At 67.5% G+C, this 13,307-nt stretch carries 11 protein-coding genes and 1 pseudogene; 3 read left to right on the top strand and 9 right to left on the bottom strand.

From position 1 onward, the window contains the following. Positions 1 to 143: 143 nt before the first annotated feature. Positions 144 to 746: a hypothetical protein gene (locus MBA17_RS07180; RefSeq protein WP_238495492.1), complete on the bottom strand. Its 603-nt coding sequence runs from the start codon at positions 744 to 746 to the stop codon at positions 144 to 146. A gap of 499 nt (positions 747 to 1,245) precedes the next feature. On the opposite strand from MBA17_RS07180, the gene MBA17_RS07185 reads away from it, so the two are divergent. Then, complete coding sequence (locus tag MBA17_RS07185; protein ID WP_238495493.1) at positions 1,246 to 1,392, top strand: hypothetical protein; 147 nt, start codon at positions 1,246 to 1,248, stop codon at positions 1,390 to 1,392. Here the strand turns inward: MBA17_RS07185 and MBA17_RS07190 are convergent. Then, the gene (locus tag MBA17_RS07190) at positions 1,376 to 2,296 is read right to left on the bottom strand and encodes a serine protein kinase RIO (RefSeq protein ID WP_238495494.1); all 921 of its coding nucleotides are present in this window, start codon (positions 2,294 to 2,296) and stop codon (positions 1,376 to 1,378) included. The genes MBA17_RS07185 and MBA17_RS07190 overlap by 17 nt on opposite strands. A gap of 574 nt (positions 2,297 to 2,870) precedes the next feature. Between MBA17_RS07190 and MBA17_RS50265 the strand changes: the two are divergent. Together MBA17_RS50265 and MBA17_RS07200 are read left to right on the top strand one after the other, a co-directional pair. Continuing rightward, positions 2,871 to 3,239: pseudogene (locus MBA17_RS50265) on the top strand (nuclease-related domain-containing protein); the annotation flags it as partial. Between the two features lie 174 nt (positions 3,240 to 3,413). After that, a complete protein-coding gene (locus MBA17_RS07200) occupies positions 3,414 to 4,961 on the top strand; it encodes a UvrD-helicase domain-containing protein (RefSeq protein ID WP_238495634.1) in 1,548 nt (515 codons plus the stop codon). 21 nt (positions 4,962 to 4,982) lie between these two features. Here MBA17_RS07200 and MBA17_RS50270 read toward each other — a convergent pair whose 3' ends face one another. The 7 genes from MBA17_RS50270 to MBA17_RS07230 form a co-directional block, all read right to left on the bottom strand. Next, a complete protein-coding gene (locus tag MBA17_RS50270) occupies positions 4,983 to 5,198 on the bottom strand; it encodes a gamma-glutamyltransferase (RefSeq protein WP_455432708.1) in 216 nt (71 codons plus the stop codon). Then, complete coding sequence (locus MBA17_RS07205; protein ID WP_238495495.1) at positions 5,158 to 6,219, bottom strand: ABC transporter substrate-binding protein; 1,062 nt, start codon at positions 6,217 to 6,219, stop codon at positions 5,158 to 5,160. Before MBA17_RS07205 ends, MBA17_RS50270 begins: the two co-directional genes overlap by 41 nt. Continuing rightward, positions 6,216 to 7,100 (bottom strand): ABC transporter permease, encoded by an 885-nt coding sequence (locus MBA17_RS07210; protein WP_238495496.1) that lies wholly within the window; start codon positions 7,098 to 7,100, stop codon positions 6,216 to 6,218. Before MBA17_RS07210 ends, MBA17_RS07205 begins: the two co-directional genes overlap by 4 nt. Then, positions 7,078 to 7,899: an ABC transporter ATP-binding protein gene (locus MBA17_RS07215; protein WP_238495497.1), complete on the bottom strand. Its 822-nt coding sequence runs from the start codon at positions 7,897 to 7,899 to the stop codon at positions 7,078 to 7,080. The genes MBA17_RS07210 and MBA17_RS07215 overlap by 23 nt, the downstream gene beginning before the upstream one ends. 247 nt (positions 7,900 to 8,146) lie before the next feature. After that, the gene (locus MBA17_RS07220) at positions 8,147 to 9,406 is read right to left on the bottom strand and encodes an amidohydrolase (protein WP_238495498.1); all 1,260 of its coding nucleotides are present in this window, start codon (positions 9,404 to 9,406) and stop codon (positions 8,147 to 8,149) included. 138 nt (positions 9,407 to 9,544) lie between these two features. Continuing rightward, positions 9,545 to 11,338, bottom strand: coding sequence for a gamma-glutamyltransferase family protein (locus tag MBA17_RS07225; RefSeq protein ID WP_238495499.1), 1,794 nt, complete (start codon positions 11,336 to 11,338; stop codon positions 9,545 to 9,547). A gap of 73 nt (positions 11,339 to 11,411) precedes the next feature. Beyond that, positions 11,412 to 12,470, bottom strand: a complete 1,059-nt coding sequence (locus tag MBA17_RS07230; RefSeq protein WP_238495500.1) for an LLM class flavin-dependent oxidoreductase — start codon at positions 12,468 to 12,470, stop codon at positions 11,412 to 11,414. Between the last annotated feature and the right edge of the window lie 837 nt (positions 12,471 to 13,307).

Raw genomic sequence — 13,307 nt, forward strand, 5'->3', positions numbered from 1 at the left:
TGGGCGTGTAAGCAGACAACCACGGGCTCCTGGCCGCCGAGATGCGTAGACAACACCTCAGCTAGCAGGAGCCCGCTCCTGTCTGCGGGCGTATCACTCGAAGATGGGAGTGGTTCCTTCTCGGGGACTTGGCCGAGCTGGGGTTAGGTGTCGTCATCCAGACCTCGGGCAAGCGCTTCGGCCATCTCTCGTAGCACCTCCACCTCATCGGTTTCGGCGATCGTCTCCAGCTGCGGCTGGAACTGCGGGTACAGCGCCATCGTGACCGCCCATATCCCGCCCTCGCGCACGCGCGGGTCGCAATGTCGCAGGGCGTCGTCGATCACAGCGAAGAAACGCTCATCGAACTCCAGCGGCGCTGCAAAACCTGCCCGCTCCACCGCCTTCGCTCGATCCTCGGGATCGGAAGCGCTACGCGCCTCGGCAACGAGCTCGTCCAGCGACCAGGCGTCCAAACACGCCTCGGCCCTCTCGAACGCATCAGCCACCTCCCCGGCGTCCACTCCGGTGATGATCAGATAGGAAAACCGGACGTCGAAGTCTTCGTAGTAGTGCAGCGCCATCGGCAGGTCGTCGTCCCACCACGAAACGTGTAGAGGCTCCTCGAACGGGTCCGGAGCAGAAACGCTCACCGCACGCTGCGGCCAGCCCCACGCTTGTGCAAGACCCTCCACCGGATCAATGTCCCGCCAGCCCCGCGATGGCCGCAACATCAACCGTCGCGAACCCACCACATCCACACCCATCACCGTCCCCACAGATCCAGCTGGTCGGACGCATCACGCTATCGCGGCGATCCACTCACCTACGTTCCACGCTCAGCCACCCGCTGACCATGGGGCAAGGTCCTTCCAGAAGAACTACACCCCTCGAAGATGGCCTCGACCAGGGCATCCTGTTCCCGGCCTCAGCGCCCAAATCCTTTGTCAGCAGGCTCTTAGATATGACCACCTGAGGAAAGGCGAAAGCGTTGGACACAGACCCCCGCTTCGTCGACTTCGTCGCCGGCCGCGGGGACGCCCTGCTGCGCTACGCCTACCTGCTCACCGGTGACCCGCACGACGCTGCCGATCCACACGTCCACAGTGCACGTTGCCGACACGGCGATACGGTCATCTGCGAGGCGTCCCGCCTCCGGCAGCCGACGTGCAAGATCTGTACGCGCGAGCCCGCTAGGAGCCCGCAGCCCCTAGAACTTACGACAGCCTGCTTCCGATCGCCCAGGGCTCGGATGTCAACTGCGAGATGATCAAGCAGGCCGGGCGGGGGCGGATGTATATCTACCAGCGGGTCGAGGCAGGTAATCACGTCGACGGTCTCGTCGACACCTACCCCGACCAGCTGGTCCCGCTCGTTCCCCTGCTGCAGAAGGCGATCAGAACACCATCGTGAGCAGGTCGGCGAACAGCTCCTGTTCGTCGATCTCGAGCCCGCGGTTCGTGAACCACGTGGCCATGTTGTGGCAGTCGCGCATCAGGAAGTCCATGCCCTTCGGGTTGCCGACGATGTCGACGACCTGGGGCAGGTCGATCATCACGATCCGCTCGGCCTGCGCGAGGACGTTGAACGGCGAGAGGTCGCCGTGCGCGAGCCCCGCGCGGGCCAGTTCACGCATGCCGTTGCGGAGCTGCTCGAAGTACACACCGAGCAGCTCCTTCGACGGCCGGACCTGGGCAAGCCGGGGCGCGGCACCGCCCTCGCCGTCGTCGATGAACTCCATCAGCAGTTCGGTGCCGTCCACCTGCACCGGATATGGCACCGGGACGCCGGCCTTCCACAACCGGTTGAGGGCGTCCCATTCGGCGTACGCCCACTGACCGGCCGCGACGCTGCGGCCGTGCGAGGTCTTCTTCGCCATCGCCCGGCTGTCGCGGCTGTTGCGGGTACGGCGGCCTTCGACGTACGACGTACTGCGGTGGAAGGACCGGTGTTCCTCGGTGCGGTACCGTTTCGCGGCCAGCAGCGAGGACTTCGCCGGGTTGTCGCCGATGGCTTCGACGGCCCGTTCGAGCAGGAAGACGTCGGCTTCCTTGCCGGTTTTGAGGACGCCGAGCTCGGTGTCGATCGCAGCCTGTTCCGTCACGACCCACGAGGGGCGTGGTTCCGGGCCGCGAGAACCGCGCTCGACGTCCAGCCAGGTGGACCACCGCTGATCCGGGCCCAGCTCCTCGTCGACCGAATGGAACTTGAAGGCGAAGGCGTCGGCCGGAGCTGATCGGGACTCGTCACTGGTGAAATCAGACCGGCGGGAGTCGAGGTCGGAGTAGGTATCAGAGAGTTCGTACTCGGAAGACAACGGGTGTGCTCCTGAACAAAGAGGTGGGACTGATGCGGACATGTCGCAGCACAGTGATGGCCATCCGTCAGCCCTCCTTAGTCCAGGCAGCGTTCGCCGCCGCTCGGTCAACCCAGCATCCCCGCCCGTTCCCGACCCCGCAACGTATTTACCGGGGCTGGGACCGCGCGGCGTACGTGCAGCGACGGGCCCCGGAGTCCTGCCCACCACTGGGACCGGCCCTCAGGCGTCGCCAGCCCCCTGAGCCCTCCGAGTACCGCCAGCCCCTGAACCAACGGATTTCCTTTGAATAATGCCATCTCAGTCGTTTGAAGGAGTTTCGGGAATGCTGAAGCTGGATCTGTAAAGGCGAGAAATTCGGGGATGAGGCTGGGGGTAGTGCGGGATCTGCGTTAGACACGTGCTCCGGCCGGGCCTGAAGAAGTGGTGGCGTTCGAGACCGACGCGCCGCCCAGCCCGGCGTAATAGTGGTCCAGCGGCCCGGCCCTGAGCTCTTCGAAGCTTCGGGCATTGACTCACCGCGTTTCTTGCTATGTGTTTGAGGTGGTGATCCAGACGTGGGCCGAGGGGGAACATGAGTGCTGGCGGGTCAGCGAGAGCAAGAGGAAAGCTAGCGCGTGAATACGCCATTGAGCTCTGGCGCCGGTACCGGGAAGCCTACGAACTGGCCGGACGCTACGAGGCGGCAGCCGACTCCGAGCGCAAGGTCGCCGCGATACTGCTCACCCTGACCACCCGGGGGTGGCGGTTGCTGGTCGATCGCCGCTGGCCAGGGACACGGTCGGCGAACGTCGACATGATCCTCATCGGGCCGGGCGGGGTGTTCGTCATCGATATCAAGAAGTGGCGGGACAGGCCGGCCGCCGCTGACGGCCACCTGATGGCCGCGGATCAGCGGCGCGACACCGAGATCGGCAAGTTGCTGGCCATGACGCACACGGCCGAGCATCATCTGGCGTTGCTCGGGATGTCACCCATCGCCATACGGCCCGTCATGGTCTTCGCCGGTCACCGTCTGGACACCACCCTCGGGCGGGTCCGCCTGCTGGGTGACCAGGAAGTGTTACCCGCGCTGGTGTCAGAACCGACGCGGTTGACGGCGGCGACCGTCCGAGCCGTGACCACGCACCTGGAAGAGGTATTCCCCGCATACGATGCCCCCGCCCTCCCAGACGCGATCACCACAGGCTCGCAAGCCGGGCAAGATGCGGATCCGTTGTTCGACGTCAAGGAGGTGGAGGCGGCGGCGCTGCGATCGGCGCTCAGCGCTCCGATCGAACGCTGGATGACCTTCCTCCATTCCGATCAGGTCGCCATGACGCGGCGCCACTGCAACGGGCCTGCTCGAATCAGCGGCCCGGCGGGAACGGGTAAGACGGTGGTGGGTCTGCATCGAGCGGCGTATCTGGCCGAGCGGAGCACCGGCCGGATCCTGTATGTCACCTTTGCCAATAATCTGCCCCGCGTGCAGGGACAGCTGTTTCGGCGGCTCTCGCCGGCGACCGCGGCGCGGGTGGAGTTCACCAGCCTGCACGCATGGGCGCAGACGTTCCTGGCCGAGCACGACGTGCGGCTCTCCGTGAGCCGGGAACGCGCCGAAACCGCCTTCTCGCGGGCCTGGTCCCGCGCGGGCAGGGACAGCGTGCTGGTGGACGTGGACCCCTCCCCTGCCTATTGGAAGGAGGAAATCGACTACGTCATCAAGGGCCGCGGGCTGACCTCGCTCGACCAATACCGTGGCATATCACGATACGGACGACGCTCAGCGCTGCGCTCCGCGCATCGAGAGGCCGCCTGGTTGCTGTACGAGGAGTACGAGTTGCTGCGCACGATGCGCGGCGTCCACGACTTCAACGACGTCCTTCTGATGGCCCTGGACAAGCTGCGTGACACGCCCGCGGACCCGCCGTACACCTCGGTGATCGTGGACGAGGTTCAGGACCTCACCCTCATCGGGGTGAAGCTCCTGCACACCCTTGTCGGCGATGCCCCCAACGGGCTGCTGCTGATCGGAGACGGACAACAGGCCGTCTACCCGGGCGGCTTCCGGCTCTCCGACGCCGGCATCGCGATCAAAGGACGCGGCGGTGTGCTGCACACCAACTACCGCAACGCCACCCCGATCATCGACACCGCTCTCGCCGTGATCTCCAATGATCCGTTCGAGGACCTGGAAGAGAGCAACCCCAACGGACACCGCACCATGGAACTGACCTACCACGACGGCCAGGTGATCAAGGCGAACGCCGACGACGAGGCACAGCACGACCGCCTGCTGGTCGAAGCGCTCCAGGACCTGGCCGCGCGCAGTACCGACGATCCGCCTGCCGGGAGGCTGTGCGACGCGGCGGTCCTGTGCGCCACCCGACGGCAGATCGCTCACTACCAGCGGCTGCTCAACCACGCCGGCATCCCAGTGCTCCGGCTGGAACAGTACGACGGACAACCCGTGCACGCCGTGAAACTCGGAACCTACCGGCGTGCCAAGGGACTGGAATTCAAGTACGTCTACCTACCGCGCCACGATATGTCGACCAGCAGCATCACCGGTGACAAGGCCACCGACCACGAACGCGCGGTAATCATTCGACGGCAGCTGTTCGTCGCCATGACCCGCGCCCGCGACCTCCTGTGGCTCGGATCGATTGCACCCCACCGCAAATAACGTTCAGAGCTCCGCCTTCCATCAGCGACTCATATGCCGCTTGAACTGCACGATGGTTGGGGCCATGTTCCCACGCGGCCGCTTTCCGGGTGCCGCAACATTGGGGTCGCCCTCGAAGAGCGGCCGGGCGTTGAAGTTCCCCAGCTCGTTGTTGAACAGGAATCCGTAATCCTTGACGGCCAGCCCACGCCCGCTGTCAGGATCCGTTCTCTCCCTTGATCGTGTCGAACACGACATCACGCCAGTCGGCCGGCGTCTTCTTGAGGACGCCAACCTCCTTCATGAAGGCGCTGAGCTTCAGCAGACCATGCGGGGTCGTGGTGAATTCGATGCCCTTGTAGGTCAAGTACTCCTGGTACTTGGCCGGGGAGATCTTTCCCTTCTCGGCCTGCGAGAGGATTTGCGCGGCTTCGGCCGGAGTATTGGTGATGAGGTCGTTGGCGCGCGTAATGTTCTTGTAGACGGAATTTATGACGTCCGTGTTCTTCGCCGCGTACTCCTCGGTCGTCACCATCACGTTGAAGCCGTGCTGGCCGAAGAGGTCATAGCTGTCAACCAGCTTGCGCGCCCCCTGTTCCAGGGCCTGGAACTGGAACGGCGGGGACGTGTAGGCGCCCGCGAGTTGCCCGCCGATCAGCGCCTGCAGGGCCTCCGGGTGTGCCATGGCCGCGATGTTCTTGTCCAGCGCGTGGGCGTCGCCGAGTTGCTGCTGCGCGGCCTTCTGCACCATGACCGACTGGATTGAGCCGGGCGAGACGGCGGCGATCTGGTCCTTCGGCCCGAAGTCCTTCAGGCTGCGGAACCTCGGGTCCTTGGCCACCAGCCACAGCGGCATGTCGTTCAGCGAGGAGACGACCTTCCAGGGGACGCCGGCGTCCCAGCCGATCAGGTACGGGCCGAGACCGCTGACGCCCAGGTGGAGGCTGCCCGACACGATCCCGTCCCGGGTGGCCGCACCGCCGCTCACGGTCTTCCAGCTGATCTTGCGTCCGGGGAGGTCCTGCTCGAGCCAGCCCTTGGCCTGGATGATGATGAGGGCTGCATAGCTGATCCCGGAGCCCTGCGAGATGTTGATCTCCTCGCCGGAGCCGCCAGAGCCGCCGGAGTCACCGGAGCCGCCGCACGCGGCGGTCATCGCCAACAGGCCGGCGCCGGTCGCGCCGAAGCGCAAGGCGTCACGACGGCTGTAGGAACGCGGCCCGGCGGATGAGGCGAGGCGATCCCCAACGGCACCAGAAGATTTCGGCGTCCAGGTCATGACGTTCCTTCTTTCATTCCCCAGCGGGTCACCGTGTGCCGTTCGACCAGATTGAAGACCAGGTCGAGGGCGATGCCGATCAGGGCGATCGTCACAAGTCCGGCGAACACGTCAGGGATCTGCGCGTAGTAGCGGGAGTTATTGATGAAGAATCCGAGCCCGCCGTCCGTGCCGGCGGTGCCGAACACCAGCTCGGCGGCGATGATCGTGCGCCAGCCGAAGGCCCAGCCGGTCTTCAGGCCGGCGATGGCGTGCGGCAGCGCGGCGGGCATCATCACGTCGCGGGTCAACCGCCAGCCACTCAGGCCCAGGTTCCGGCCGACCATGACGAGCGTGGTGGGGGTGGTGCGCAGGCCCATGCTGACGTTGACGGTCATGGGCCACAGGACGGCGTTGGCCGTCACGAAGATCAACGCCGTGTCGGTCAGCCCGAACCAGAGCATCGCCAGCGGCAGAATGGCCACCGACGGCAGCGGGTTGAGCATGGACGACACCAGGGTCAGTGCATCGTTCCCGATCGTTGTGGTGGCGGCCAGCACGGTGAGCACCAGGGTGAGCACGATCCCGATGCCCATCCCGGCGGCCAGCATCCGCAGGGTGGTCAGGGTGGAGACGGCCATCTCGCCGCTGGCCCAGCCCTCGACGAACGCTTTGGCCACGTCCCAGGGTCCGGAGAACACGAACGAGTTCACCCCGGACAGGGATGTGTATGCCTGCCAGATTCCGATCAGTGCGGCGAGCACGATGGTGCGCCGCAACCAGGTGGGCAGGCGCGCCCAGGGGCTCGCCGTCCGGCGCGGCGCGACCGGTCCGGGCGACTGCGCGTCGGCGGGCCGTACGGCCGGAGCCACTGCGCTGCTATTCGAAGACGGCGCCGTCAAGGTTCTCCCCCTCCTCCGCGAGCAGGGCGCGCAGTTGGTGCCGGGCCTGAGCGAACTCGGGAGCGTCCGGGGTGTCCAGGCCTGAGACGTCGACGATCTCCTCGACATGCGACGGACGACCGCCGAGCACGACCACGCGGTCGCCGAGCAGCACCGCCTCGTCGATGCTGTGGGTGACGAACAGCAGGGTCACCTGGGTGCGTGCCGCGATTTCGGCCAGTTCGCGCTGGAGCCGTCCCCTGGTCTGCGCGTCCAGGGCGCCGAACGGCTCGTCCATCAGGAGCATCAGCGGATCGATGGCCAGCGCCCGCGCGATGGCGACCCGCTGCTTCATGCCACCCGACAACTGGTGCGGGTAGCTGTCGAGCGAGTCCTTGAGACCCATGAGCTCCAAATGCTCGACGGCCTGCCGCCGGGCGCGGGCCCGGTCGACGCCGGTCACCCGCAGCGGGTAGACGACGTTGCCGAGGACCGTGCGCCACGGGAACAGCTGGTCGAATTCCTGGAACACGAAGGCGCGGTCGGGGCCGGGCTCGGGTGTGTCCTTGCCGCCGATGACGATGCGGCCCGCCGTGGGGCGGAGATACCCCCCGACCGCCTTGAGAATGGTGGACTTGCCCGACCCTGAGGGGCCAAGCAGCATGATCTTTTCGCCGCGCCGTACTTCGAAGGTCGCATCCGCGACCGCCGGTACATGGCGGCCCTGCCGCTGGTAGCCGATCGCCACCCGGTCGACGAGCAGCAGCGGGCCGTCGTCCGTCGTGCCGCGGCGTGGGCCGGCGACCGTCGGCGCGGCCACGGCAGTTTCCTTCGGCGCTTCCGCTCTCGCCACTGGTCTCCTCGGGGTCAGCACTATAAGTCCATAAAAGCTACCAATAATGTAGGAAAATTGGTGAATCGTACCGTGGCGATCTCGGAGAGGCCGATCCCGTCTGCCGCCGGACTCGGGACCGCCGGTCAGGTGAGCTGCCGTCTCAGCCGGTGCATCCAGGCTCCGCAACGGCCGCTGGGATGAAGCTCCCTTGTCGCTCTTCCGGTACCCGCGTTCACACTGCGGGATCTTCGGCCGTGCCACGGACGGCGCGTTCGAGCACGTCCGCGGCGATGCCGAGACAGGCTTCGTCGATGTCGAACTCCGGGCTGTGATGCGGGGCCGGGCTGGACGCGCCGACCACCACGTACGTCGCCGTCCCGCCATTGGCCTGGACCGCGCGCATCAACAGGGTGGCGTCGTCGCTGGCACCGAACCGGTAGTTCTCGTGAACCCCGGTCACCTCGGGCAGCGACCGTACGGCACGGGCCACCGTCCGGACCGCCGCGGGATCGCACCTGGCCGTCGTGGCCCCGCCGATCTGCTCGATCCGCACCGCCACCTCGCCCGCCGCCCCCGCCGCAGTCAGTACGTTGCGAGCCCGGCGCTCCAACTCGTCGCAGACTTCGCCGCTGGTGGCGCGCAGTTCCAGGCCCAGCTCCGCCGTGCCGGCGACGATGTTGGGGGCCGTACCCGCATGCAGCACTCCCACGTTCACCCTGGTGTCGGCGGTCGCGAACCGCGGCAGCGCGTACAGCCCCACGGTCGCCTGGGCGGCTGCGAGCAGCGCGTTGCGACCTTCCTCGGGAGCCGCGGCGGCGTGAGATGGACGACCGGTGAAGACCGCTCGCAGTTTGGAGTTCGCGAAGAACCCGTGGGTGCCCGCGGCGACATCGCCGACCGGCAGGCCGAGCCCGAGATGGAGCGCGTACAGCCGGTCGACGCCCGCGAGCACGTCGGCGCCGAGCATCGCGCGGGCGCCTCGCCCGCCCTCCTCGGCGGGCTGGAAGAGCAGCCGGACGCGGCCGGCGAAGTCGCCCGCCGACAGCCGTCGCGCGAGTTCGAGCCCGACGGCGATGTGCCCGTCGTGGCCGCAGGCGTGCATGGCCTCTCGATCGAGCGCGGCGAACCCCTCCCGGGCGGGTAGGTGCCCGGAGGAGGTGGACTCCGGCAGAGGCAGCGCGTCGATGTCGACGCGTACCGCGACCGTGGGGCCGGGGGCCGCACCTTCGAGGTCCGCGACCACCGCCGTGTGCCCCGCCAGCACCGCCCGCAGGTCGTCTTCGCCGGCTCCCCACGCCCGGGCGCGATCGGCCGCCTGCGCCAGATCCGCGGGACCGGGCAGCGCCGGGACCTGCGACAGATCGATGGCCTCCGGTCCAGTGCGCACCCGGAGGCCGAGACGGCGCAGCTCCGCAGCGATCGTGACCGAGGTCCAGAACTCGGTGAACGCCGTCTCCGGGCGTGCGTGGAACACCCGGCGCTGTCGGATCACGTATCGATCCACGCGACAAACTCCACTGTTCACACCTACAGATCATCACGAGTTGTACGGTTCAGGGTGGGGCGGCCCGCCACCGGCGCCCCTGGGCGATGCCCGGTACGTCGGCGGCGAGCGTGCTCAGGCCCCCTGTCAGTCGGCCGGGCTCACGACGCGGGCGTCTCCGCTGGCTCCGGCCGCCCGGCGTGTGTCGGACACGGCGACGAGTCGTCCGTCGGGGTCGATCGAGATGCCCTGTGCCACGGCGATCGAGGCGCCGCCGGTGGTGAACTGGTGGCCGAAGCGGGCGGCCAGCTCAGGGGCGTATGAGTCCCGGAAGGCGGCCTCTGCCTGCGTCACCGCCGTGTTGCGCTGCGACACGCGGCCGGTGGCGAGCGCCTCGGGGAGCGACTGCCCGAAGTCCAGGTGGCCGACCAGAATGCCGAGCGCCGTGGTCTGGATCGTCTGCCCACCGGCGACGCCCAGAGTGAGCACCGGCCGCCCGTCACGGACCACGATGGTGGGCGCCATGTTGCCGCGAGGACGCTTGCCGCCCTCCGCGAGGTTCGGGTCGCCGGGGTAGAGGGGCGCCGCGTTGAAGTTGGTCAGCTCGTTGTTGAGCATGAACCCGTACCCGGGCACCGTGACGCCGCTGCCGCCGCTGGAGACCAGGGTGCCCGTGTAGCTGACCGCGTTGCCCCACTGGTCGACGACGGAGAAGTGATGGGTCGAGTGCTCGTCCCCGGGCTCGCTGACTCCGGGCTCGACGGCGGAGCACTTCTTGTCGTACGGCGGCTTCGGATCGCCGTACGCCACCGGTCCCGGCAGTGCGGTGTCGCCGATCAGGCAGCCGCGCTCGTCGGCGAAGCCCTGCGACAGCAGTCCGGAAAGCGGGACATCGACGAACCGCGGGTCACCGACGTAGCGGGCGCGGTCGGCGTAGGCGAGCTTGGACGCCTCCAGGACCCGGTGCAGCGCGAGGACGCGATCGGGACCGGAGAGGTCATACCGTTCGAGGATGTTGAGCGCCTCGCTGACCGTCGTACCGCCGCTCTCGGGCAGCGGGCTGGAGTAGATGTGGTAGTCCCGATATTTGATCTTGGTTGCCGGTGGCGTCCGCTGGCGGTAGTCCTCGATGTCGGAGCTCTCGAGCTTGCCCGCGCGCAGCGCCGCGGCCGTCACGTAGCTGCTCGCGTCGTCGACCAGTGGCGGGCGTTGGACCGTGTCGACGATCGCCTGGCCGATCGGGCCGTGATAGAGCGCGTCGACGCCCTTCTCGGTGATCAGTTCGTACGTCGCGGCGAGGTCGGGGTTGCGGAAGGTCGCTCCGACCGGCGGGGGCTGGAGGTTGTCGTTCAGGAACAGCTTCCGGCTGGAGCTGAACGCCTTGAAGTTGCGCGAATTGGCGAGCTGCTGGAAGTTGGCGTCGACCACGAAGCCCGCACGGGCGACGCGGATCGCGGGCTGCAGCGCCTCGCTAAGGGAGATCGTGCCGTAGCGGTCGAGCGCCTTCTGCCAGCTGACGAGTGTGGTCGGCACGCCGACCGACATCGCGCCGGAGCCGGCCAGGCCGACGCGGTCGGCCTGGCCGAACGTCTTCGGCGCAGGAGTACGGTCGCCGATCACGCCGGCCTCCTGCTTCCGCCGATCATAGAACGTCAGGTAACTCACGCCGCCGATGCTCTCGACCCCGGGCTCGGTGACGCTCAGCACCGCCGCGACTGTGACGGCGGCGTCGACCGCGTTGCCACCCTTGCGCAGGACGTCGATGCCGGCCTGACTGGCGGCCGGATCGATCGTCGCCACCGCGCCGCCGGTGCCGATCGCCACCGTTTTCGACTCGGGGGCCTGGTCGTCGGCGCCGGCCCGCGGCGTGACGGTCACCGCTGCGACGGCGGCCAGCATCGCCGCACCGGCTGTGAGCCGGATCGAGCGCATGGGTCTCATACGATCTCCCTTGATTTACAAGTATCTAGATAGGAATCGCCGGTCCCTGTGCCATGGCAGGTCGCGCCGGCGCTCATCCGCGCAACAGTGGTAGGAGCTGGTCGCCCTGACGCTTGATCTCCGGCAGGTAGGGGGTGTCGGAGAGCACGAAGTGGGTGATGCCGAGGGCCTGGTATTTGCGCAGTGACTGCGCCACATCCTCGGCCGAGCCGACCAGCCAGGTGGTGCCCGCGCCGCCGCCGCCGAACTTGCCGGGAGTGGTGTAGAGGTTGTCGTCGAGCACCTCTCCCCGCGCGGCCAGGTCGAGCAGCCGCTGCTGACCGACGGCGGTGTGCCAGTTCGGGTCGCGCGAGATGCTGCCTTTCGCCATCTCCTCGACCTTGGCCTCGGCGTCGGCCCACGCCTGTTCGGTGGTGTCACGCACCAGCGTGGTGATCCGCAGCCCGAACTCCAGTGGAGGGTGCTCGCGTCCGAGTTTCTCGCTGAGTTGCTTGAGCCGCTCGATCCGCTCGCCGACGCCGGCGAGTGGTTCGCCCCAGAAGAGCTGGACGTCGGCCTCAGTGGCGGCCACCTCTTCGGCGGCTTCGGAGGCGCCGCCGAAGTAGAGCCGGGGGTGCCGGCGTTCGCCCCGGACGACTGTTCGCGGTGCCACGGTGGAGTCGGTGACGCTGAAGTGCTCGCCGTGGTAGGTGACGTTCTCCTCGGTCCAGAGCTTGCGCACGATCCGGATGAACTCTTTGGTGCGGGCGTAGCGGTGGGTCCGGTCGCCTTCGCTGTCACCGTAGGCCGCCAGGTCGTCCTTGCCTGACACGATGTTGATCAGTACCCGTCCGCCGGTGAGATGGTCCAGGGTCGCGGCGGCGGAGGCGAAGTTGGCCGGGTGCCAGTAGCCGGGCCGGATCGCGATCAGCGGCTGGAACGTCGTCGTCTGCGCGGCCAGTGCGGTGGCGACCGTGAAGGTGTCGGGCCGTCCCCAGCCGGTGCCGATGAGCGCCCCGCTCCACCCGTGCTCCTCGAGGGCCTTGGCGTGGCCGGTAAGGGTCTGCAGGTCGTTGTGGTTCGAGACGACGGCGTCGCCGCGATGCCCGGGCTGCACCTGGTTCGGGATGTACCAGAGGAACTGGAGGCTCATCAGTGGGTCTTCCTGTTCTGTTTTCGGTGAGCGGTGAGCGGTGAGCGGTGCGTGAGTGCTTGAGCTTGGCCTCGCGGACGGCGGTCGACTGGCCCTGGACCAAGATGAAGCGTTCAGATGGGCGGTGTCGCCGCTGGGGAAGCCGTGCCCGGACCGGGCGACCACCAGAGCGCGGCTGACGGTGACGACGCCGAGCTGCAGCCGGCCGGCGCGCGGGTCGCTGGTCAGGAAAGCGCCGCACGTGACCTGACCCCGGCGCCGGGCAGTCGCTGGTCGCGCAGCACCTTCTCGGCCGGCTGTTGAAGCATGCCTCCGCGAGGATCTCGCGCATCCGCCGGTCCGATCGCTGTCATCGTCCCCCTCTGCTCCGACCCGACCCGGTTCCGCTCTCACGGCCGGTCGTTCACTGCTGCGGCTACGCTGCGCCTAAAACCTAGTTTACATATAGGTAAAGCATAGATTGTGGCCAGGTCTCTTCGTACACTCCAGGCGCGAGATTGAGAGCCGTAGACGTCAGGGCCGGCGCAGGGGCGCTGGCCAGTGGGCGGGGTCGGGGCCGCAGTGGGACAGGATCCAGTGGTGGTGGCGCCGAGCCGGTCGACCGCGTCGAGGTCCGGTGGAACGTGGTAGCAGGCGACCACGTAGCCGGGCCGACTCCCAGGGGATGAGGTGGGTGGCTCTCCCCTCGTACCGTAGAGACCTGACCCAAGAAGGGCTGGGCGTGGGAGAGTGCGCCTGCCGGAAATCACATCCATGCAGTTCAAGCTGCATGCGAGTATTCATTGAGCACGACCTGGATACCAGCCGAGGATCTCGTCCATTAGGGCTGGGAACTTC

Origin of the sequence: Dolomitihabitans soli, assembly GCF_022213955.1 — a bacterium.
Taxonomy (GTDB): domain Bacteria; phylum Actinomycetota; class Actinomycetes; order Streptosporangiales; family Streptosporangiaceae; genus Streptosporangium_A; species Streptosporangium_A soli.

What these genes read in the sequence shown, in the direction of transcription:
- MBA17_RS07225 (WP_238495499.1), bottom strand. Translation starts at nt 11,338, where the DNA reads ATGAGACCCATGCGCTCGATCCGGCTCACAGCCGGTGCGGCGATGCTG.
- MBA17_RS07230 (WP_238495500.1), bottom strand. Translation starts at nt 12,470, where the DNA reads ATGAGCCTCCAGTTCCTCTGGTACATCCCGAACCAGGTGCAGCCCGGG.
- MBA17_RS07185 (WP_238495493.1), top strand. Translation starts at nt 1,246, where the DNA reads ATGATCAAGCAGGCCGGGCGGGGGCGGATGTATATCTACCAGCGGGTC.
- MBA17_RS50270 (WP_455432708.1), bottom strand. Translation starts at nt 5,198, where the DNA reads ATGTCGTGTTCGACACGATCAAGGGAGAGAACGGATCCTGACAGCGGG.
- MBA17_RS07180 (WP_238495492.1), bottom strand. Translation starts at nt 746, where the DNA reads ATGGGTGTGGATGTGGTGGGTTCGCGACGGTTGATGTTGCGGCCATCG.
- MBA17_RS07205 (WP_238495495.1), bottom strand. Translation starts at nt 6,219, where the DNA reads ATGACCTGGACGCCGAAATCTTCTGGTGCCGTTGGGGATCGCCTCGCC.